This window comes from Luteococcus struthionis (assembly GCF_048595755.1).
In the GTDB taxonomy this organism is placed as follows: Bacteria; Actinomycetota; Actinomycetes; order Propionibacteriales; family Propionibacteriaceae; genus Luteococcus.
In genome coordinates this window covers 2,111,728-2,132,089 of record NZ_CP184360.1, presented here as the reverse complement: position 1 = coordinate 2,132,089, position 20,362 = coordinate 2,111,728, and the positions used below count along the sequence as shown (strand labels likewise).

Sequence of the window (20,362 nt, the reverse complement as noted above, 5' to 3'; positions counted from 1 at the left end):
GCAGCCTATCCAGCAAGACCACACCGGTAGGCCCACACCACCAGCTGCACCCGGTCCCGGACCCCGAGCCGGGTGCAGATCCTGGTCAGGTGGGTCTTCACCGTGCTCACCTCGATGTGCAGGTGCGCTGCCAGCTCGGCATTGCTCAAGCCCTCACACAGGGCCCGGACCAGTTCCAGCTCGCGTGCGCTGAGCTGGGCGGTGGTCCTTGGCTCCAAGACGGGCCGACGACGGGCGAACTCGTCGATCACCCGGCGCGTCAACCGCGGCTGCACCATGGCCTCCCCGCTCGCGGCGGCCCGCACCGCGGCGACGAGTTCGGCCGGCTCGCAGTCCTTGAGCAGGAATCCGGCGGCGCCTGCCTCCAGCGCCCCGAAGAGGTATTCGTCGAGGTCGAAGGTGGTGACCACGACCACCGCCACCGGGGGCTGTTGCTGGGCCAGCTCGCGGGTGGCCGTGATCCCGTCACCATCCGGCATCCGGACGTCCATCAGGACCACGTCGGCGGCAAGTGCTCTGGCTCGGCGCACGGCGTCGGGTCCGCTGGAGGCCTCCCCCACCACCTCCAGACCCTCTTCACCGGACAGGAAGAGCGCCAGCCCGCGCCGGACCAGAGCCTGGTCGTCGGCAATCAGCACACGGATCACAGCGCCTCCTCGGCGGGATTGAGCGGCAGCTCGGCACTCACGCGCCACCCGCGGCCGTGCGGCCCGGCTTCCAGACTTCCACCGAGCAGGTCTGCGCGCTGGCGCATGCCGGCGATCCCCTGACCCATGCCCAGGCCCGCATCGTCCACCAGACGCGACGAGCGTCCGTTGACCACCTCCACCAGGAGCCAGTCGCCGTCCCGTCCGACACTGACGGTCACCGGCGCACCCGGGGCGTGGCGATGGGTGTTGGTCAATGACTCCTGCACGATCCGCACTGCGGCCAGTGCCGTCGAGTCCGAGGCCGGGATCTGCGTCAGGTGATCCGCCTCCAGAACGATGTCCGGGTTGATCTGTCGGGCGCGCCCGACCAGTGCCGCAATCTCGTCCAGACGCGGTTGTGGGTGCAATGGCACCCCGTCGTCCGGGTCGTGCAGCACCCGGACCATCTGGTGCAGGCTGGACTGGGCTGCCTGGGTCTCGGTGACGACGTCGTCGATCAGGCCGCCGGCCGTCGCGGGATCCTGCGCATTCACCTTGCGCGCGGCCTTGGCTGTGATGACTGCGGCCGTCGAGTGGTGCGCTGCCAGGTCATGCAGCTCCCGCGCCAGCCGCTCCCGGTCCGCACGCAGGGCGGCGACGAGCGCGGCGTCCGCCTCTGCCCTGGCCTGGGCGGCGCGAGCCTGGACGGCCTCGGCCCTGACCAGTTGGCGCTTGACCACGATGCCGGCCAGCACCGGGAGCAGGACGTCGTGCAGGTGGCCGGTGAAGAAGCCGAGGATGATCGACGCCGAATAGTGCATCTCCTGCGGCAGGGTCACCCCGTCCACACCGGTGGCGGTCAGCTGGGTTCGGTACTGGACCGCTGAGGCGGCGACGCCGACAACCGTGGCGACAAGCGCCAGGATCACGGCGGGCCACGTCCTGGTTCGGCGGCCCAGATGGTAGCCGGCCGGGATCAGCATGGTCTCCACACCGAATCCCATTGGCAGGTTCATGAAGCGAAGTTGAAAAACGGCCACGCAGACCACCAGGAAGCAGGCGACCGGCCAGCGCATGAGCGCAAGGAAGGCGGTCAGGACCACGGCCGCGACCAGGGCAGCTTCCCCCAGTGACCTGGGCCCCAGCGGATCGGGGAAGCCTGAACTCCAGGCGCTGGCGGCCATCGTCACGAGGCCATAGCAGGCAGCGATCACCGCGGCCCACGCGATGCCGGGCACGCGTCGCACCGGAGAGATGGCGGCAGCAGAGTCGTTCACACTCGACATCCTTGCCCTTGTGGGGTTCGACGCGCGTCGCGCGGGGGCAGGAATCCTGGGTACGACTTTCGGGGGAAGGCCCACACGTCACGAAGAATTTTGGGTAGCGCGCCAATTTGTGTAGCGCGCCTGACTAGATAGGCGTACTGTCTATTCCATGGACGAGGGATGGCCGACGGAATGGCTGCGCGGAGTGCTGGAGCTCTCCGTGCTGCGCATCCTGTCCGAGGGCCCCACCTACGGCTATGCCATCGCGACGCGCCTGGAGGAGATCGGCCTGGGCACCGTGAAGGGCGGCACCCTGTATCCCCTGCTCGCCCGCCTCGAGGAGGCCGGCCGCGTCGAGACCAAATGGCAGATGGGTTCCCGAGGCCCCGGCCGCAAGTACTTCCGTCTGACACTCACCGGCGAGCAATACCTGGCCGACGAGGCGGCCCGCTGGGACCGCTTCAGCCGGCTCACCCACAGCTTCATCTGCGGCGCGGAAGGACAGTGACATGGCCATGAAGAAGGGCATCGTCTGGAACAGCCGGACGGAGGATGTCGAGCGGTGGCGGAGCGTGTTCCTGGAGGAGATGCGGCTGCGCGGGGCCTCCGGACACCAGATGGGTGAGGCGTGGGCCACCATCGAGGCCCATCTGCAGGAAACGGGCGACGGACTGACCGCAGCCTTCGGGAATCCCGTTGCCTACGCCGCCGAACTGACTGCCAAACGACGCAGTGCTCGCGCCGTCACCCTGACCTATGGGGCTCTGGCGCTGGGCTGCATCGGCCTGTACATGGCCGGCTTCCTCCCCTTGATGCCAATGCGGGAAGCACTCGGTATCGCCTGGGGCTCGCTGGCACTGGTGCCTACCGGCCTGCTCGCCATGGTGGGCATCGCGGTGGCCCAGCGCCGTATGCAGTCCCAGCTCTGGCAAGGATTCCTGCTCTTCATGGTCGTCTTCATGGGCTGGCAGCAGTTCTCCTTCGCAATGCGCTCGTGGACGACGACCGCATTCCACGCCCCGGTATGGCTGCTCTGGCTGGTCTGTCTCTCACTGCTCCTGATCGCGACGGTAGGTGCCTGTCTCTGGACCCGGGACCGGATGATCGACCCCCGCACCGGGCAGACCCCGAACGCATTGCCCGCCTTCTGGTGGTGGCTGCTGGCCGTCAGTCCCCTCTGGGGCCCCGGCGCCCTGCTCTTCTTCCGCTGGCTCGCCCACCGCTGAGGGGAAAGAAAGACCGCGGGTGTGTATGCGCATACACACCCGCGGAATTGGTTGCCGCGAGGCCTCGACAGGCTCGGCCGCCGGGAAAACGAGGACCGCCCTGTGGCCACCCCAATCGTTGCCCGAGCCTGTCGAGGGCTCAGACGAGGATCGTGGAGATCGGCAGGCCGGAGTTGGCGCCGATGTCCATGCTCGACGGCTTGCCACCCTTCTTGATGACCTCGGAGCCCAGCACGGCGATCATCGCACCGTTGTCCGTGCACAGGCCCGGACGGGGGCGACGCAGCTCGACGCCGGCGGCCGCCATGCGCTCCTCCAACAGCGTCCGCAGCCGGGAGTTCGCGGCCACGCCACCACCGATCAGGAAGTGCTTCAACCCGTGGTGCTCGCACAGGTCGACGGCCTTGGCGGTCAGCACGTCGCAGACCGCCTCCTGGAAGCTCGCGGCGACGTCGTTCAGCGGGACGTCCAGACCGTCGCGCTCCCTGGCCTCCACCCACCGTGAGACGGCCGTCTTCAGCCCGCTGAAGGAGTAGTCGAAGCGGTGCTTCTCCAGGTCCTTCTTCGTGGTCAGGCCCCGCGGGAAGCGGATCGCCTTCGGGTCGCCCAGCTGGGCGGCCTTGTCGATCACCGGGCCGCCCGGGTAGGGCAGCCCCAGCACGCGGGCCACCTTGTCATAGGCCTCCCCCGCGGCGTCGTCGATGGTCCCGCCCACCTGCACGATGTCGGTGGCGATGTCGTTGACCACCAGCAGCTCGGTGTGGCCGCCGGAGACCAGCAGCGCGCCGGCGGGCGTCGGCAGCGGGCCGTGGTCCAGCAGGTCGACGGCGACGTGACCGGCCAGGTGGTTCAGGCCGTAGAGCGGCTTGTTGGTCAAGGCGGCCAGCGCCTTGGCCGACGACAGCCCAACCACCAAGGCGCCCATCAGGCCGGGGCCCGCGGTGACGGCGATGCCGTCCAGTTCGGACAGGTCGACGTCGGCGGTGGCCAGGGCACGCTCCAGCGCCGGCACCATGGCTTCCAGGTGCGCCCGCGAGGCCACCTCCGGAACCACGCCCCCGAAACGGACGTGCTGCTCCACCGAGCTGGCCACCTCATTGGCCAACAGCTCATTGCCCCGGACGATTCCGACGCCGGTCTCGTCGCAGGAGCTCTCGATGCCCAGGATCAGCGGTTCACTCATCAGTCCAACCCATCATCACTCAGCCCCTGGGGGCGCTGTGCGGCAAGAGGAGCGGCCATCAGGATGGCGTGCACTCCCTGCCCGTAGTAGTTCTCACGACGCGAGACCGGCTCGAAGTCGAAGGTCTCGTACAGCGCGATCGCCGCGTCGTTGTCCTCGCGGACCTCCAGCAGCATGCGTCGGGCCCCGACGGCGGCCGCCCATTCCATGCCCGCGCGCATCATGTGCTTGGCAGCACCTTCGCCGCGATGTTCCCGGGCCACCATGATCCGGTGCAGGTCGGCATCGTCACTGACGCACTGGAAGGTGGCGGCACCCATCACTCGGTCGTCGGCGTCGCGCGCGGTGATGACGAAGCGGTCATCGGCCTTGAGCTCGTCCAACCAGGACTGGCGCCCCCAGCGCTCCCACGGGTGGAAGGCGCCGGTCTCCATCTCCATGATCGCGTCCACGTCGGCTTCTCGTGCCGCTCCGAAGATCATGCGCCCACCCGATCGTCGCCACCGGTCAGTGGCTTCAGGGTGAGGCGCTTGCCGTTGCTCGAGAGCAGCGTCGACTTGCGCGTGGTGGGCGCAACGGCATCGGGCTTGCGCAGGTACATCGCGTCGCTACCGGCGTCGGGGAGCTCACGCCACCTGGTGGCAAGCACTCCCGCATCCAGCTGTTCGGGACCGTCGTCGACGAAGACCTCGGGGTAGGCATTGCGGCCCGGGCCCGCCACGGGAAGCCCCTGGGGCAGGTCGCCCGGAGCCCCGACGTGAGGGCCGTCGACGCGGGCGCCGGTGGCATCGTAGCGAGCCCAGTAGAGCTCCTTGCGGCGCGCATCCGAGGCGATGACGAAACCGTCCTTGGGGGCACCCCCGGCCGCAACCCACTGGTGGGCCACGACGTCCAGGCTGCAGACCCCATGCATCGTGGTGCCGGCCAGCGAAGCGATGGTGTGCGCCGTCACGATGCCGACGCGAAGCCCGGTGAAGGGCCCCGGGCCGAGCCCGACGGCCACCTCGTCCACCTCGTGCAGGGCGATCCCCGCTCGGGCGCACAGCTCGACGATGGCCGGCATCAGCTTCTCGGCATGACCCCGGCGATCGGCGATCAGTTCCTGGGCCACCACCCGGCCGTCGTGGGCCAGCGCCATGCAGATGTCGGTGGAGGTGTCGATCGCGAGGGTCCACCCCTCGACAAGCTCGGGGATCGTGGTTGCGGCTCCGGGGGCCGTGGTTGCGGCTCCGGGGGCCGTGGTTGCGACTCCGGTGGCCGAACCTGTCGAGGTCACATCGTCAACACTCATCAGTTGTCCTTTCCGAGCTGGTGCAGGTCGACCTCGTACCAGCGCGGGCCGAAGCCCATCAGGTGGACGACACGAGTCTCGTCATCGGGGTCCGAGCTGCGAGTGATGTCGATCTGCAGCACCGAGTCGGCCAGACCCTCGGCCAGCCCGGCGCCCCATTCCACCAGGGTCACCGATTCCGGCAGCGTCAGGTCGAGGTCCAGGTCGAACAGTTCGGCCTCCGACCCCAGTCGGTAGGCGTCGACGTGCACCAGGGCCGGTCCCCCACTGCGGGAGGCGTGGACGCGGCTGAGCACGAAGGTGGGCGAGATCACCGGCCCCTCGACGTCGAGGCCGGCGCCGATGCCCTGCGTCAGGGTCGTCTTGCCGGCCCCCAGGTCTCCCGAGGCCACCACCACGTCGCCGGCCTGCAGCAGCTCGGCGAGGCGATGGCCGAGCTCACGCATGGCCTCCCCGGTGGGCACCTCCACCCGGGCAGGCAGTTCGATGCCCATGACCTGCCCCAGCGAGGCGGGCCGAAGCACCCGGAACCCGTGATCGGTCCACCACTTGAGGGTCTCGGGGAATTCCTTGCGGCACAACAGTTCGACGCGGTGCGCGCCGAGCTCGGCCAGCACCTCGCCGGCGCCGCGCACCATCTGCGCGGCCACGCCGCGAGTGCGTCGGCCGGGCAGGACGCTGACGCGGTGCAGGCCACCGGTCACCCCGTGGATGCTGGTCAGCAGGCAGCCGACGATCTCACCGTCGACCTCGGCGATGACGCCTGGGGCCATCGCGAGCCGCCGCTGGATGCTCTCCACCGTCTCGTCCAGGGCGGCGGCCGGCGGATCGACCGCCGGCCGGGCCCCGAAGGCTGCATGGATGACGTGCAGCATCGCCGGGGCGTCAGCCACCTCGGCGATGCGCAGGTCAACCTGGTCAGAATTGTTCACGTCGTCCAACTCTACGCGCGTGCTCAGGCTGGTCTCGATCTTGCTCAGCGATCGCGACGCCACCCCTCGTTGTTGCCGCGGCCACCACGGTCACGGTCGAAGCCACCACGTCCGCCACGGTCACGGTCGCCACCAAAGCGACGTCCGCCACCGCCCTGGCCGCGGTAGCCACCACGGCCACCACCGAAGCCACCACGGCCACCACCCTGACGGGGGCCGCGGCCGCCGCCACGCTTGGGCGCGATCAGACGCTCGTACTCGGCCTCCTCGATCGGCATGCCGTCCACCGGACGAGCTCCGGTCAGGTTGGCGAGCTCCTCGTCGCCGGGGCGCACCGCGACGGGCTGCACCTTGACGCCGGCCTGGCCGGTCAGGCGCGCCATCATCTTGCGCTGGTGCGGCAGCACGATCGAGGCCACGACGCCCTTCTGGCCGGCGCGGGCGGTGCGCCCGGCACGGTGCAGGTAGTCCTTGTGGTTCATCGGCGGGTCGATCTCGAGCACCAGGGTCACGTCGTCGACGTGGATGCCGCGGGCCGCGACGTCGGTGGCCACCAGGACGGGCACGGTGCCCTCCTTGAAGGCCGCCAGGATGCGGGTACGGGCGCCCTGGGTGAGGCCGCCGTGCAGCGCACCGGCCATCACACCGGCAGCACGCAGCTGCTCGGCGACGCGGTTGGTGCCCATCTGGGTGCGGCAGAACAGCACCGAACGACCCTCGCGGTTGGCGATCTCGGCGGTGATGCCGTTCTTGTCGTGCGGCAGCACCTGCAGCAGCACGTGCTCCATGGTGCTCACCGACGCGCGGTCGGTGTCCACCTCGTGGGTGACCGGATCGTGCAGGTACTTCTTCACGATGCGATCGACGGCATGGTCGAGCGTGGCGCTGAACAACAGGCGCTGACCGTCTGCCGGCACGGTGTCCATCAGCGTGGTGACGGCGGGCATGAAGCCCAGGTCGGCCATGTGGTCGGCCTCGTCGAGCACGGTCACCAGCACCTGCGAGAGGTCGACGGCACCCTGCTCGAGCAGGTCGATCAGGCGGCCGGGGGTGGCCACGACGACGTCGACGCCACGATCGAAGGCGCGCAGCTGCGGGCCGTAGCCCATGCCGCCGGCGATCAGCGTCAGGTCAAGACGCAGGGTCTTGGCCAGCGGCGCCAGCACGTCGGCGCACTGCAGCGCCAGCTCACGGGTGGGAACCAGCACCAGGCCGCGCGGGGCGCCACCGGTGGATTCGGCCTCGGCGATACGGGTCAGCATCGGCAGGCCGAAGCCCAGGGTCTTGCCCGAACCGGTCTGCCCGCGGCCCAGCACGTCACGCCCGGCGATCGCGTCGGGGATGGTGGCCTGCTGGATCGGGAAGGGACTGGTGATCCCCTGCTTGTCCAACGCTGCCACCAGCTTGCTGGGAACGCCCAGGGCGGCGAAGCCCTCGGTGGCCACCACGGCGGAGTCGTCGACCTCGCCGAGGTCGGTGGCCTCCCAGCTCATCTGGTCAAGGTCCTCGCTGGCGGGACGGTCCTCGCGACGGTCGAAGGAGTGACGCGCGGGGCGGTCCTCACGGTTGAAGGACGGGCGACCACCGCGGTCATCGCGCTTGAAGGAGGGACGGCCACCGCGATCATCGCGTCGGTCGAAGGATCGGCGCTCGCCCCGCTCGTCGCGCTTGGGGGCGGGACGCTCATCACGCCAGGTCCGCTCGTCGGCGGGCAGGCGATCGTCGCGGCCGTAGCCACGGGAACGCTCGTCGCGGGCGGGGCGCTCGGGGCGTTCCCACGGCTTGCGGTCGACGCGGGGCTCCCACTTGGGGCGCGGTGCGGCGTCGAACTGACGGGCGGGACGGTACTCCTTGCGGGGGCCGCGCTCGCCACGGTCGTCGCGACGCTCGAAGCGATCGCCACCGCGCTCATTGCGATCAAAGCGCTCATTGCGGTCACCGCGCTCGAAGCGCTCATTGCGATCGCGACGATCGAAACGGTCGCCACCGCGACGCTCGGAGCGGTCGAACTGGCCACGATCGACCGGGCGCGGGGCGCGGCCGCCGAAGCCTGCCTCGCGGGGACGCTCGTCACGATTCACCTCGCGAGCATCGAAACGCTCGAAGCGACGCCCGCGGGCATCGGCGGTGCGGGGCGAATCGGTGCGGGTCGAGTCGGAGCGGAAGTCGTCGCGACGGGGGCGCGAGTCGCGGTCGTTGCCGCGGGGGCCGCGGTCGTCGCGCTGCTCCCACGGCTTGCGGGGGCCATGGCCCATCGCGGCGCGCTTGTCGGCGCTCCAGCGATTCTTGGGGGTGCCATCGGCCTTGAAGTTCTTGGGGCCCTTCTTCCCGGCGGGCTTGAAACCGGGGGTCTTTGCGGCCTTGCGGCCATGCGGAGTGGGACGGGGCATGGTGGTACTCACTTCTCTGGGCATTGCATTGCCCGTTGGGGCAGCCGTCACGGCTGGTTCATCACGTGCCTGGGCGGCACAAAGGAACCGCGGCGCACCAACATGCACTATCTCTCACGCAGATTGATGGGCGGCGGAACATGGCACTCGAAGCCATGGGGCATCAGGCGCTGGGGGCGAATTGAGTCGCCTCATCCAAGCTGCAACTGATTCGCACTGGGGGCAACTACCGCGCCGGGTGTGGACTCCCGGGCACGAATCACCCACAACTCTCGTCAGCCTACCAGTTGGTGAACTGCAGCCCAATTCAGCATGTCTCAGTGCCCCCTCAGGAGAACTGCTTGTCAGAGCCTTCTGCGGCGACGTTAACGCCCGGTGACGCCGCGCCGCCCATTCGTCATGCAAGCTTCACCCCGGCAGGCGGCCCACCGGTGCGTCGGCCTGCCCAGTCGTGGTTACCATCGAATCGTGCGAGTAGCCATTGCGACAGAGTCCTTCCTCCCCCAGATCAATGGGGTCACCAACTCAGTCCTGCGCATGCTGGAACACCTGCGGGACACCGGCCACGAGGCGATGGTGCTGGCGCCCAATGACGCGGGGCGCGTCCCCAAGCAGTACGCAGGCTTCCCGGTCACCACCCTTGCCTCGGTGGGCCTGCCGGGATACAGCGACGTGCGGGTCAACACCGCGCCACGCTTCATGATCGAACGATGCCTGGCAGACTTCCGTCCCGACGTGGTGCACCTGGCCGCCCCCTTCGCGATCGGCTACAAGGCCGCACTGAGCGCGGCCCGGCTGAACATCCCCAGCGTCGGCATCTACCAGACCGAGATCGCCACCTATGCCGCCGAGTACGGGTTCCCGGCCCTGGAACCCCTGCTGTGGTACCGGTTGCGGCAGGCCCACGAGCTGGCCACCCTGAACTACGCCCCCTCTACCTATGCCCGCAACCAGCTGCTGGAGCAGGGCATCCCGCGGGTGGGCATCTGGGGTCGCGGGGTCGACTCGGTACGCTTCCACCCCAGCAAGCGCGACGAGCAGTTGCGTCGCGAATGGGCACCCAAGGGTGAGCGGATCGTGGGCTACATGGGCCGCCTCGCGGCCGAGAAGCGGGTCGGAGACCTGGTGGCCATCGCAGACATCCCCGGCATCAAGCTGGTGATCATCGGCGACGGCCCCAGCCGCCCCGAGCTCGAGGAGAAGCTCCCCGACGCCATCTTCCTGGGCCGCAAGACCGGCGAGGAGCTGCCCATCCTGCTGGCCAGCTTCGACCTGTTCGTGCACACCGGCGAGCTCGAGACCTTCGGCCAGACCCTGCAGGAGGCCAAGGCCAGCGGCCTGCCCGTGATCGCACCGCGCCGCGGTGGCCCGATCGATCTGGTCTCCCCCAGCCACACCGGCTGGCTGTACGAGCCCGGCCGCCTCGACCAGCTGCGCGGCTACGTGCTTGACCTGGTGGGTGACGACTTCAAGCGTGAAGCCTTCGGACGCTCGGCTCGGGAGTCGGTGGAGTTCCGCACCTGGAGCCATGTCTGCGAGGAACTGGTCGACCACTACCGGGAGGCGATCCGCATCGGCGTCACCATCCCCCGGTTGAGCAATTCCTTGCTCTGACCCCCGCTCGCCCTGCCCGGCTCGGCTGGGCCGGGCAGGCCTCGGGCCAGGTCAGGCGATGAAGTCGAACTCGCCGACGATGGTGGCGACCTCTCGCGCGATCACATCGGGCGGGAAGGGGCCGCGTCGACGCTGTGCTGCCATTGCCTGGACGGAGGCGCCCAGCAGCGCCGCGTCGGCAGCGCTCAACCCGCTGGCGAGCAGGGTGGCGCAGATACCGGCCAGGACGTCACCCGAACCGGCCTGGGCGCTCCAGTAGGGGCCGGGCACCGCCAGGGTGATCTGCCCGTCGGGGGTCACGACGTACTGGGTGGCTCCCTTCAGCAGTACCACCGAGTCCCACCGCTCGGCGGCCATCCGCCCGTGCCGCACCGGATCGGCCTCGACGATGGAGCGCTCCACCCCCAGCATGCGCGACAGTTCTCCGGCGTGGGGCGTGAGCAGGCAGTTGGTCGGCAGCGTCTCGGGCAGCATCACCAGGGCGTCTGCGTCGATGACGGCGGGCACCTTGCCGGCCGCGAGCCGCGCGGCGAGCCGCTCGCGATTGGCCTCCGTCTGGCCCCACCCCGAACCGACCAGCCAGGCCTGCACCGCCCCCTCACCGTGGGTGACGCTCGGCAGGGTGGTGCGGATCAGGTTCGCGGCGGCCTCGGGCCCGACGAAGCGGATCATGCCGGCCCCCGCATGCAGGGCACCGATGGTGCCCAGCACCGCCGCCCCCGGGTAACGCGCCGAACCGGTGTCGATGCCCACCACGCCCCGGGAGTACTTGTCGCTGGTGGGCCCGGGAAGGGGCCAGCGGCGAGCGACGTCGCCCACCTGCGCCTGCCACACCACTGGCCGGGGCAGTTCCAGGCCGATGTCGAAGGTCTCCACGACGCCGCTGGCCGAGGCGGCCGGCTTCAGGACGTGGCAGGGCTTGCGCGTGGCGAAGGTGATGGTGCGGGTGGCCCGGAAGCAGTCCTCGGGCAGCACCGAGCTGTCGGCGGCGATCCCGGAGGGCACGTCGACGGACAGCACGTCCACCTCGAGCATGTGCGCCTCGGCGGCGAAGGTGGCCACGGCGGGTTCCAGGCCGTGCCTGCCGCCAATCCCGGCCACGGCGTCGATGAGCAGGTCGACCTCGGCCAGCTGGGCCGCCGCGGTCACGCAGTCCACCACCTGGCAACCGGCCTCGGTGGCGGCCTTCAAGCCGTCGGGGTGTCCGCTTCCTCCGGTCAGCCAGATCGCCACCTGGCAGCCTTCCCGGGCCAGCCGGGCGGCGGCGAACAACCCGTCACCGCCGTTGTTGCCGGTTCCGGCGGCGACCAGCACGAAGCGGGTGGCCTCACCGCGGTCGCCGAGCATCGCCAGGGCGGTCTCGGCCACCCCATCGGCGGCGATCTGCATCAGGTCGACGTCGGGATTCCGTGCCATGAAGACGGCTTCGGCGTCACGGACCTGTTGTGCGTTGTGGACGGGGATCATCGTGCCTCGCAGACGACTACGGCGGTGGCCAGGCCACCATCATGGGACAGGGAGAGATGGACGTGGGTGATGCCGAGCTCGTCGGCTCTGGCCCGCACGGTGCCGCGCATCTCGAAGACGGGGGCACCGCTGGGGCTGCGCACCACCTCGCTGTCGAGCCAGCTCATGCCGACCGGGGCGCCCAGCGCCTTGGCCAGCGCCTCCTTGGCGGCCCAGCGGGCGGCTTGGGAGGCCGGGGGCACGGCCCGTTCGGCCGGGTTCAGGATGCGTTCGACCAGCCCGGGGCGACGCTCGCACAGGGCCTGCCAGCGTTCGATGCTGCACAGGTCGGTGCCGATGCCAACCACCGCCATGCCGCTCACCCGGCCATTCGCTCGCGGGCCAGCAGCGCGCCACGTCGCAAGACCTGCACCTGGTCGGCGGAGGCTCCCGACGCGATGCGGGCCTGCAGCGCCCGGGTGAAGTGCGCCAGGGCGCCTTCCGGCTGCCCGGCAGCCAACAGGGCGCGTCCCAACTGGTCGGCCAGGTGGATGCGGCGTCCGGGCTCCCGGGTCTTTGCGTGTAGCGTCTCCAGGAGCTGCACCGACTCCTGATGGCGTCCCAGCCGTGACCACGCCTCGGCCAACAGGACCTGGCGCCGGTAGCTCTCGGGCAGCGCCGCGAGGGACTCGGCAGCGCGCTGCGCATCCTCGCCCCACAGGTGAAGCAGGATGGGCGTCAGGTCGTCGTCGGCCCGGTCGGCCTCGAAGGTCCGCGGGTCGACGACGCGGGGCCGCAGGGTGGTGGAGTCCACCACCCAGCCGGGCCCGCCGGGAATGTGCTGATCGGTCACGCCCACGACGATATCCCCGCAACGGGAGGAATCGTCCACTCGGCCCCAGCGGCGCGCTCCCCAACCCCGCCCAACCGGCGATGCCCTCCCCGCGGGTTCGCGGGGAGGGCATCGGAAAAGGTCCGGGTCAGGCCGTCACTCGACGGTGACCGACTTGGCCAGGTTGCGCGGCTGGTCCACGTCATGGCCCAGCAGGGTGGCAACCTCGCAGGCGAACAGCTGCAGCGGGACGATGGCCAGCATCGGCTGCAGCAGCGTGGAGGCCTTCGGGTGACGGATGATGATGTCGGCATAGGGCACCACCGAGTCGTCGCCCTCCTCCACCAGGACGATGGTGCGGGCGCCACGGGCGCGCACCTCCTGGATGTTGGAGACCACCTTGTCGTGCAGCTGGTCGCGGCCCTGCGGGGGCACCATCACGAAGACCGGGATGTCCTGCTCGATCAGGGCGATCGAGCCGTGCTTCAGCTCGCCGGCGGGGAAGCCCTCGGCATGCTTGTAGGCGATCTCCTTCAGCTTCAGCGCGCCCTCCAGCGCCGAGGGGTAGCCGACGTGACGGCCCAGGAAGAAGAAGGACGGGTCATTCATGAACTGCTTGGACATGTCCAGGATCTGCTGGTCGTTGTCCAGCATCGACTGGATCTTGGCGGGCATGGTGGCCAGCTCGTCGGTGATTGCCTTGATCTCCTCGCCGTACTTCATGCCGCGCACCTGGGCCAGGTACAGGCCCAGCAGGTAGCAGGCGACCAGCTGGGTGACGTAGCCCTTGGTGGAGGCCACACCGCGCTCGGGGCCGGCGTGGGTGTAGATCACGGCGTCGGACTCACGCGGGATGGTGGCGCCGTTCACATTGCAGATCGCGATGACCTTGGCGTGCTGCTCGCGGGCGTGGCGGATGGCCATCAGGGTGTCGGCGGTCTCGCCGGACTGGCTGATGGTCACCACCAGGGTGTTGGGGTCGATGATCGGGTCGCGGTAGCGGAACTCGCTGGCGATGTCGACCTCGCAGGGGATGCGGGTCCAATGCTCGATGGCGTACTTGGCGACCATGCCGGAGTGGTAGGCGGTGCCACAGGCGACGATGACGATCTTGTTGATGCGACGCAGTTCCTCGGGCGAGATGCGCACCTCGTCCAGGGTGAGCTGGCCGTCGGCGTCGTAGCGGCCCAGCAGGGTGTCGGCGACTGCCTGCGGCTGCTCGTAGATCTCCTTGCGCATGAACCAGTCGAAGCCGTTCTTCTCGGCCGCGGTGATGTCCCAGTCCACGTGGTAGGGCTTGATGTTGCTGGCGGGGCTGCCGTCGAAGTTGGTGACCTCGACCTCGTCGCGGGTGATGACCACCACCTGGTCGTCGCCCAGCTCGATGGCGTCGCGGGTGAACTCCAGGAAGGCGGCCACGTCGGAGCCGAGGAAGTTCTCACCCTCGCCGACGCCCACCACCAGGGGGCTGGAACGGCGGGCGGCGACGACGCGCTCGGAGTCCTGGGCGTCGATGGCCACCAGGGTGAAGGCACCTTGCAGGCGGTTGGCCACCTGGTGCATGGCATCGACCAGCGTGGCGCCCTCGTCCACCAGGCGGCCGAGCAGCTGCGCGGCGGCCTCGGTGTCGGTCTCGCTCTTGAACTGCACGCCCTTGGCCTCGAGCTCGCTGCGCAGCTCGGCGAAGTTCTCGATGATTCCGTTGTGCACCAGCGCGACGCGGCCCGACTGGCTCACGTGCGGGTGCGCATTCTGGTCGGTGGGGCCACCATGGGTCGCCCACCGGGTGTGTCCGATGCCGTGATTGCTCTCCGGCAGCGGGTTGCCCGCGATCTCGGCGTCAAGGTTGGTGATCTTGCCCGACTTCTTGCGAGCCGAGATGACGCCATTCGACTCGACGGCGATGCCGGCCGAGTCGTAACCGCGGTACTCGAGCCTGCGAAGCCCTTCAACGACAACTGTCTGGGCGCTACGCGGCCCGATATAACCCACAATTCCACACATGGCAAAAAGTGTACAAAGACCATGAGCGATTGGCGAACTGAGGCGTCATCGGGCGCGGCGTGCCCCGGGCAATGGTGGACACCGCCCGCAACACATGTGAATCTAGCCTGCGAGGAGGCGTCGGAAAGAACAACCGACGCGGATGATGACTGATATCTCGCCAGCGGGCCGCGAGGACGTGGCCGAGGCCCCGTCGGGCCCCTACGTCGAACTGGATCGCTCCACGTGGGCCGATCTGGCCGACCACACCGACATCGACCTGGATGAGGAGACCCTCAACCACCTACGGGGCCTGGGCGACCCCACCGACCAGGACGAGGTCAGTGCGGTCTACGTGCCGCTCACCCAGCTCATCCACCTGCACATGCGCCACACCGGCCATCTCTACCGCGCCTCCAATGCCTTCCTCGGCCTGGACGTGCGCCGCACGCCCTTCGTGATCGGAGTGGCCGGCTCGGTGGCAGTCGGCAAATCCACCACGGCACGCCTGCTGCGCGAACTGCTCAGCCGTTCCCCCGGCCGGCCCAAGGTGCAGCTCATCACCACCGACGGCTTCCTCTACCCCAATGCCGAGCTGGAGCGTCGGGGGATCCTGGATCGCAAGGGCTTCCCGGAAAGCTATGACCGCAGGGCGCTGTTGCGCTTCGTGGTGGCGGTGAAGTCGGGCGCGCCGCACGTCGAGGCACCCATGTACTCGCACCTGACCTACGACATCACCGACGAGGTCGAGGTCGTCGACCGTCCCGACATCCTCATCGTCGAGGGTCTCAACGTGCTGCAGCCGGCCCGCACCCGCAGCAATGGCACGACCGGTCTGGCCTTGAGCGATTTCTTCGACTTCAGCGTCTACGTGGATGCCGACGAGCAGGACATCCGCAGCTGGTATGTCGAGCGCTTCCTGACGCTGCGCGAGACCGCCTTCAACGATCCGCGCAGCTTCTTCGCGCGCTACGCCACGATGTCGGACGCCGAGGCCATCGACTTCGCCAACAAGATCTGGGATGACATCAACGGACCCAATCTGGTGATGAACGTCGCTCCCACGCGCCCCCGGGCCACCGTGATCCTGCGCAAGGGCCCCAATCATGAGGTGCGGGGGGTGCGCATCCGTAAGATCTGACACACCACGTCGACGTGGATCCGACTCACACCCCCCTGAACAGGAGTCATCCAATGCGAATCCCTCGCATGGTTCCCTTTGCGAGCGCTGTCGTGCTCGCCCTCACGAGCATCAGCGCCCAGGCAGCGCCCTCCCCCACGCCCACACCGCCGGGCTCGCCCAGCCCCTCCTCGGCATCCCCGGCACCGCTGGATGCCAGCGGATCACCCACTCCGCAGAGCCCCGCCCCCTCGCCCACGAAGACCCCCACGACGCCCGAGGCAAGCCCCACCGCCACGCCCAGCGCCACGGTCACACCCAGCTCCAGCATCACCCCCAGCCCCAGTGCCGTTGCCTCGTCACCGTCGCCCACCCCCGAGCCGAGCGTCAGTGCCGCGGCCAGCGGCAGCATCACGCTCAATCCGGTGCAGTGCGTCAGTGGCTGCCCCAGCGCCACCTCCTTCTGGGCCGGCTTCGGCAGCTACCGGATCACCGGGCGGGCCACCGGCGTCCCCGCCGGCACCTCGCTGTCGATCAGCCAGCAGACCGGCACCCGCGCCCACGGCGTGGTGGCCCGTGCGACCGTGGCCGCCGACGGGGGCTTCACCGCCACCGTGCGCGTCCTGCATGCCGGCAACGTCACGTTCACCGTCGCGGCCCCCGACGGCACCCGAGCCGTGTCACCCAGGCTCTCCGTCGGTGCCCCCGCCGTCCAGATGAGCGCCAGCAGCTACACCGCCTCCACGGTGAAGGGCACTCGCGTCCAGGGCCGGGTCACCACTGGCATGTCGGGCCGGACGGTGCGCCTGGCGGTGTGGGCGTGGTTCCCGAAGGAGAGGGTCTCGCGCTGGTCCTACTCCGCTCCCGTCACCACCGGGGCCGACGGCACCTTCTCCACAGTGCTGAGCCACAACAATGGCGCGATCATCAGCCGCAAGTGGAAGGCCGAGAGCAACTATGCGAGCAACCCGAAGGTGTGGTTCTCCACCACCTTCAAGGAGTACAAGGCGGCCCGCATCGACTTCTCCACCGGCAAGGTGACCTCCGCGATGGTGCCGGTCACCTATCGTTCGGGTTGCCCGGTGGGCCCGTCCCAGCTGACGCGCATCTCCATGAACCATTTCGGCTTCGACGGTCGCATCCACACTGGTCACCTGATCGTGCGCAGCACCGACGTGGCCCGTTTCCGCAATGTCTTCACCGACGCCTTCGTGGCCCACTTCCCGATGCGGATCATGAAGGACCCCAGCCCCTACCGCAATGACGACAATTCCATGGCGGCCGACAACACCTACGCCTTCTTCTGCCGTCAGGTCAACGGCAACCCCTATGTGATGAGCCCGCACAGCTATGGCCGTTCGGTCGACATCAACCCGGTCGAGAACCCCTACCGCAAGCCCAATGGCTACTGGTACCCGGTCAATGGGCGTCCCTATGTGGATCGCAGCAATCGTCGCCCGGGCATGCTCTTCACGGATTCGCCCATGACCAAGTCCTTCCACGCCAATGGCTTCAAGTGGCTCAGTGGATTCGACTGGCAGCACTTCGAGGTGAAGTGACATGACGCGCACGACCATCGCGGCCGGGGCCCTGGGCCTGGTGCTGCTGAGCGCCTGCTCCACGGGCGGCGATCAGCAGGCCAGCCCGCCCCCAGCCCCAAGCAACTCAGCCCCAAGCAACTCAGCCCCAAGCAACTCAGCCCCAAGCAGTACCGCCGTGGCGCAGACCTCCGCGGCGCCCACGACTGGCCCCAGCACACCAGCGACACCCAGTACCCCGGAGGCACCCAGCACGGCCGCTGCCCCTCAGACCAGTGCCAGCCCCGCGGCCACCACCGCCGGAGACCTCGACCAGAGCGTCTTCGCCGCCCGCCTGGGCCGCTGGAAGGCGGTTCCCGGGGAGGGCGACGAGGGCACCTACCAACCCAATGGGTCGTGGGTCCATGCGCTGGATCCCACCCAGGCGGTGCAGGGGCTCAGCATGCAGGCCTGTCGGCCGGGCACCACCCTGCCGCAGCCACGACACGTGCTGGCCTCCGACTACCGGGATGATTCCCAGCGTCGCGCGGTGGGCCAGGCCCTGCGCTTCGCCAACGCCGAGCAGGCCCAGGCCTTCGCCAAGGCCTACCGCCAGCTCCTGCAGGGCTGCGTCGGCCAGCAGGATCCGATGAGCGTCACGCTCATCCAGCAAGGCAATCCGCTGGTGGACCGACGCACCATGGCCGCCAACCAGACCCGATGGGTCGAGGTGGTTCGGACCGACGGGGCCCTGGTGAAGCTGGTGGCGGCCGACGAGGGCGAGGAGCCGCTGACCCCGGCGGAGGTCTCCGCGCTGGCCGCAGCCGTATGACCACGACGGGCCGTCACCAGCTGGGTGACGGCCCGTCGTGCTTGGTCCAGTTGCGTTCGAACCAGTTGTCCTCGAACCAGTTGTCCTCGATCAGAGGCTGACGCGCTCCTTGACGATGGCGGCAAGTTCGTCGGCCACCTTCTGGGCGTGCTCCTCGGTGGAGGCTTCCACCATGACGCGCACCACCGGTTCGGTGCCGGAGGGACGCAGCACGACGCGGCCCTGGTCGCCCAGCTCCTGGTTCGCGGCGCTGACGGCGCTCTGAATCTGGGGATCGATGCCAGCGCGCAGCTTGTCGACGTCGCGGACGTTGATGAGCACCTGCGGCAGGCGGTGCATCACGGCGCCGAGCTCGGCGATGCTCTTGCCGGTCTCCTTCATGCGGGCCGCCAGGTGCAGGCCGGTCAGCACGCCGTCACCGGTGGTGGCGAACTCGCTCATGATCACGTGGCCGGACTGTTCGCCACCCAGGGCGAAGCCATTGGCATTCATGCTCTCCAGCACGTAGCGGTCGCCCACCTTGGTGGAGTCCACCCGAATGTCGTGGGCCTTCATGGCGTTGATGAAGCCCAGGTTGCTCATGATGGTGGCCACGACGGTGTCGGAGTGCAGCTTGCGCTCCTCCTTCAGCGAGAGCGCCAGGATCGCCAGGATCTGGTCGCCGTCGATCAGCTCACCGTTGGCGTCGCAGGCCAGGCAGCGGTCGGCGTCACCGTCGAAGGCCAGCCCCAGGTCTGCGCCCTCGGCCACCACTCGCTTCTGCAGGTCGCCCATGTGGGTCGAGCCGCAGTTCTCGTTGATGTTCTCGCCATCGGGGGTGTTGTGGATCGCGATCACCTCGGCGCCCTGCGTCTCGAAGGCGGCGGGACCGGTCATGGAGCTGGCGCCATTGGCGCAGTCGAGCACGATCTTCAGCCCGTCCAGGCTGCCTTCGCTGCCCAGGCTGCTGACCAGGTGCGCCACATAGGACTCGACGGCACCCAGGTCGTCGGTGACACGGCCGACGCCGGCGCCCGTGGGACGCTCCCACTCCTCGCCCAGGCGTGCCTCGATGGCGTCCTCCAGGAAGTCGTCCAGCTTCACGCCACCGCGGGAGAAGAACTTGATGCCGTTGTCGGGCATGGGGTTGTGCGAGGCGGAGAGCATGACGCCCAGATCGGCATTGCGATCGTTGACCAAGAAGGCCAGACCCGGCGTGGGCACGACGCCCACCCGGACCACGTCGACACCGGCGCTGGCCAGTCCGGCCACCACGGCGGCCTCCAGGAACTCACCGGAGGCGCGGGTGTCGCGCCCCACCAGGGCGAGCGGCCGACCACCGTCGAAGGCGCCGGCCTCCCCCAGCACGTGGGCAGCTCCCACAGAGAGTTCGAGGGCCAGCTCTGCAGTCAGGTCCTTGTTTGCAAGTCCGCGCACCCCGTCGGTGCCAAAAAGTCGTGCCATGACAGAAAACTCTACCGCGCGGCAGAACTACTGGAAGCGACACGACGAAGGCCGCCGCCCGAGAATTTCGGGCGACGGCCTTCGATGTCCGTGAGCTGGCTGGGCCAGCGCGGGATCAGCGCTTGCTGTACTGCGGGGCCTTGCGGGCCTTCTTCAGACCAGCCTTCTTGCGCTCCTTGATGCGGGCATCGCGGGACAGCAGGCCGGCCTTCTTCAGGGCGGGACGGCTGGCCTCTTCGTCGATGGCATTCAGCGCGCGGGCAATGCCCAGACGCAGCGCACCGGCCTGGCCGGAGGCGCCGCCGCCGTGGATGCGGGCGATGACGTCGTAGGCATCGGTGACCGCAGCGGTGACGAAGGGCTCGTTGACCAGCTGCTGGTGCACCTTGTTCGGGAAGTAGTCCTCAAGGCTGCGACCGCCGTTGATGGAGAACTTGCCGGTACCGGGCACGAGGCGCACGCGGGCGATGGCCTCCTTGCGACGGCCGGTGCCACCACCAGCGGCGACGATCGCGGCGCGACCAGCCGGGTTGGTGGCCGGGGCCGGGTTCGAATCCGTACGGTAGGCGATCTCGCGATCGTTCTCGTCGGTGAACGGGGTGACCTCGGTCTCGAGGTTCTCGTCAAGCTCTACGGTCTCAGACACATTGATTCCTTGA

20 protein-coding genes are annotated in these 20,362 nt (G+C 69.0%); 6 read left to right on the top strand and 14 right to left on the bottom strand.

Annotation, left to right across the window (positions count from 1 at the left end; all coding sequences use genetic code 11):
* Window positions 1-5: 5 nt before the first annotated feature.
* Window positions 6-647, bottom strand: a complete 642-nt coding sequence (locus ACOAMO_RS09820) for a response regulator (protein ID WP_420174611.1) — start codon at window positions 645-647, stop codon at window positions 6-8.
* Window positions 644-1,906, bottom strand: coding sequence for a sensor histidine kinase (locus ACOAMO_RS09815; protein ID WP_420174610.1), 1,263 nt, complete (start codon window positions 1,904-1,906; stop codon window positions 644-646). Before ACOAMO_RS09815 ends, ACOAMO_RS09820 begins: the two co-directional genes overlap by 4 nt.
* A gap of 157 nt (window positions 1,907-2,063) precedes the next feature.
* On the opposite strand from ACOAMO_RS09815, the gene ACOAMO_RS09810 reads away from it, so the two are divergent.
* Both ACOAMO_RS09810 and ACOAMO_RS09805 read left to right on the top strand, forming a co-directional pair.
* Window positions 2,064-2,402 (top strand): PadR family transcriptional regulator, encoded by a 339-nt coding sequence (locus tag ACOAMO_RS09810; protein WP_420174609.1) that lies wholly within the window; start codon window positions 2,064-2,066, stop codon window positions 2,400-2,402.
* A gap of 1 nt (window position 2,403) precedes the next feature.
* Window positions 2,404-3,120, top strand: coding sequence for a hypothetical protein (locus ACOAMO_RS09805; RefSeq protein ID WP_420174608.1), 717 nt, complete (start codon window positions 2,404-2,406; stop codon window positions 3,118-3,120).
* A gap of 139 nt (window positions 3,121-3,259) precedes the next feature.
* On the opposite strand, the gene tsaD is transcribed toward ACOAMO_RS09805, so the two are convergent.
* From tsaD to ACOAMO_RS09780, 5 genes are read right to left on the bottom strand one after another with little or no spacing between them, the layout of a single operon-like run.
* Window positions 3,260-4,303, bottom strand: a complete 1,044-nt coding sequence (gene tsaD / locus ACOAMO_RS09800; protein ID WP_420174607.1) for a tRNA (adenosine(37)-N6)-threonylcarbamoyltransferase complex transferase subunit TsaD — start codon at window positions 4,301-4,303, stop codon at window positions 3,260-3,262.
* Window positions 4,303-4,785 (bottom strand): GNAT family N-acetyltransferase, encoded by a 483-nt coding sequence (locus ACOAMO_RS09795; RefSeq protein WP_420174606.1) that lies wholly within the window; start codon window positions 4,783-4,785, stop codon window positions 4,303-4,305. The genes tsaD and ACOAMO_RS09795 overlap by 1 nt, the downstream gene beginning before the upstream one ends.
* Window positions 4,782-5,594 carry a tRNA (adenosine(37)-N6)-threonylcarbamoyltransferase complex dimerization subunit type 1 TsaB gene (gene tsaB, locus ACOAMO_RS09790; protein ID WP_420174605.1) on the bottom strand — a complete coding sequence of 271 codons (813 nt, stop codon included), beginning with the start codon at window positions 5,592-5,594 and terminating at the stop codon, window positions 4,782-4,784. Before tsaB ends, ACOAMO_RS09795 begins: the two co-directional genes overlap by 4 nt.
* Entirely contained in the window at window positions 5,594-6,526 is a 933-nt protein-coding gene (gene tsaE, locus ACOAMO_RS09785) for a tRNA (adenosine(37)-N6)-threonylcarbamoyltransferase complex ATPase subunit type 1 TsaE (RefSeq protein ID WP_420174604.1), read from the bottom strand. The genes tsaB and tsaE overlap by 1 nt, the downstream gene beginning before the upstream one ends.
* Before the next feature lie 44 nt (window positions 6,527-6,570).
* Window positions 6,571-8,019 carry a DEAD/DEAH box helicase gene (locus ACOAMO_RS09780; protein WP_420177012.1) on the bottom strand — a complete coding sequence of 483 codons (1,449 nt, stop codon included), beginning with the start codon at window positions 8,017-8,019 and terminating at the stop codon, window positions 6,571-6,573.
* A 1,365-nt stretch (window positions 8,020-9,384) separates the two neighbouring features.
* Between ACOAMO_RS09780 and ACOAMO_RS09775 the strand changes: the two genes are divergently transcribed.
* Complete coding sequence (locus tag ACOAMO_RS09775; RefSeq protein ID WP_420174603.1) at window positions 9,385-10,530, top strand: glycosyltransferase family 4 protein; 1,146 nt, start codon at window positions 9,385-9,387, stop codon at window positions 10,528-10,530.
* Between the two features lie 51 nt (window positions 10,531-10,581).
* Here the strand turns inward: ACOAMO_RS09775 and ACOAMO_RS09770 are convergent, their stop codons facing one another.
* The 4 genes from ACOAMO_RS09770 to glmS form a co-directional block, all read right to left on the bottom strand.
* Entirely contained in the window at window positions 10,582-11,997 is a 1,416-nt protein-coding gene (locus tag ACOAMO_RS09770) for a bifunctional ADP-dependent NAD(P)H-hydrate dehydratase/NAD(P)H-hydrate epimerase (RefSeq protein WP_420174602.1), read from the bottom strand.
* Entirely contained in the window at window positions 11,994-12,350 is a 357-nt protein-coding gene (locus tag ACOAMO_RS09765) for a holo-ACP synthase (RefSeq protein WP_420177011.1), read from the bottom strand. The genes ACOAMO_RS09770 and ACOAMO_RS09765 overlap by 4 nt, the downstream gene beginning before the upstream one ends.
* Window positions 12,351-12,355: 5 nt before the next feature.
* On the bottom strand, window positions 12,356-12,829 hold the full coding sequence (locus tag ACOAMO_RS09760; RefSeq protein WP_420174601.1) for a hypothetical protein: 474 nt from the start codon (window positions 12,827-12,829) through the stop codon (window positions 12,356-12,358).
* Window positions 12,830-12,964: 135 nt separating this feature from the next.
* A complete protein-coding gene (gene glmS / locus ACOAMO_RS09755) occupies window positions 12,965-14,812 on the bottom strand; it encodes a glutamine--fructose-6-phosphate transaminase (isomerizing) (protein WP_420174600.1) in 1,848 nt (615 codons plus the stop codon).
* A 145-nt stretch (window positions 14,813-14,957) separates the two neighbouring features.
* Here glmS and coaA point away from each other — a divergent pair, with 145 nt between their 5' ends.
* Window positions 14,958-15,932, top strand: coding sequence for a type I pantothenate kinase (coaA, locus tag ACOAMO_RS09750; protein ID WP_420177010.1), 975 nt, complete (start codon window positions 14,958-14,960; stop codon window positions 15,930-15,932).
* 46 nt (window positions 15,933-15,978) lie between these two features.
* Here coaA and ACOAMO_RS09745 read toward each other — a convergent pair whose 3' ends face one another.
* A complete protein-coding gene (locus ACOAMO_RS09745) occupies window positions 15,979-16,326 on the bottom strand; it encodes a hypothetical protein (RefSeq protein WP_420174599.1) in 348 nt (115 codons plus the stop codon).
* Window positions 16,327-16,336: 10 nt separating this feature from the next.
* On the opposite strand from ACOAMO_RS09745, the gene ACOAMO_RS09740 reads away from it, so the two are divergent.
* Both ACOAMO_RS09740 and ACOAMO_RS09735 read left to right on the top strand, forming a co-directional pair.
* Window positions 16,337-17,470: a M15 family metallopeptidase gene (locus tag ACOAMO_RS09740; RefSeq protein ID WP_420174598.1), complete on the top strand. Its 1,134-nt coding sequence runs from the start codon at window positions 16,337-16,339 to the stop codon at window positions 17,468-17,470.
* A gap of 157 nt (window positions 17,471-17,627) precedes the next feature.
* A complete protein-coding gene (locus ACOAMO_RS09735; RefSeq protein ID WP_420174597.1) occupies window positions 17,628-18,260 on the top strand; it encodes a hypothetical protein in 633 nt (210 codons plus the stop codon).
* 90 nt (window positions 18,261-18,350) lie between these two features.
* Here ACOAMO_RS09735 and glmM read toward each other — a convergent pair whose 3' ends face one another.
* Window positions 18,351-19,703 carry a phosphoglucosamine mutase gene (gene glmM / locus ACOAMO_RS09730; protein WP_420174596.1) on the bottom strand — a complete coding sequence of 451 codons (1,353 nt, stop codon included), beginning with the start codon at window positions 19,701-19,703 and terminating at the stop codon, window positions 18,351-18,353.
* A gap of 115 nt (window positions 19,704-19,818) precedes the next feature.
* Window positions 19,819-20,349, bottom strand: a complete 531-nt coding sequence (gene rpsI / locus ACOAMO_RS09725; protein ID WP_420174595.1) for a 30S ribosomal protein S9 — start codon at window positions 20,347-20,349, stop codon at window positions 19,819-19,821.
* Window positions 20,350-20,362 lie beyond the last annotated feature (13 nt).

Excerpts from the sequence above, each read along its gene's own strand:
- glmM (WP_420174596.1), bottom strand. The coding sequence starts at position 19,703 with ATGGCACGACTTTTTGGCACCGACGGGGTGCGCGGACTTGCAAACAAG.
- coaA (WP_420177010.1), top strand. The coding sequence starts at position 14,958 with ATGACTGATATCTCGCCAGCGGGCCGCGAGGACGTGGCCGAGGCCCCG.
- tsaD (WP_420174607.1), bottom strand. The coding sequence starts at position 4,303 with ATGAGTGAACCGCTGATCCTGGGCATCGAGAGCTCCTGCGACGAGACC.
- glmS (WP_420174600.1), bottom strand. The coding sequence starts at position 14,812 with ATGTGTGGAATTGTGGGTTATATCGGGCCGCGTAGCGCCCAGACAGTT.
- tsaB (WP_420174605.1), bottom strand. The coding sequence starts at position 5,594 with ATGAGTGTTGACGATGTGACCTCGACAGGTTCGGCCACCGGAGTCGCA.
- ACOAMO_RS09810 (WP_420174609.1), top strand. The coding sequence starts at position 2,064 with ATGGACGAGGGATGGCCGACGGAATGGCTGCGCGGAGTGCTGGAGCTC.
- ACOAMO_RS09780 (WP_420177012.1), bottom strand. The coding sequence starts at position 8,019 with ATGAGCTGGGAGGCCACCGACCTCGGCGAGGTCGACGACTCCGCCGTG.
- ACOAMO_RS09770 (WP_420174602.1), bottom strand. The coding sequence starts at position 11,997 with ATGATCCCCGTCCACAACGCACAACAGGTCCGTGACGCCGAAGCCGTC.
- ACOAMO_RS09795 (WP_420174606.1), bottom strand. The coding sequence starts at position 4,785 with ATGATCTTCGGAGCGGCACGAGAAGCCGACGTGGACGCGATCATGGAG.
- ACOAMO_RS09765 (WP_420177011.1), bottom strand. The coding sequence starts at position 12,350 with ATGGCGGTGGTTGGCATCGGCACCGACCTGTGCAGCATCGAACGCTGG.
- ACOAMO_RS09805 (WP_420174608.1), top strand. The coding sequence starts at position 2,404 with ATGGCCATGAAGAAGGGCATCGTCTGGAACAGCCGGACGGAGGATGTC.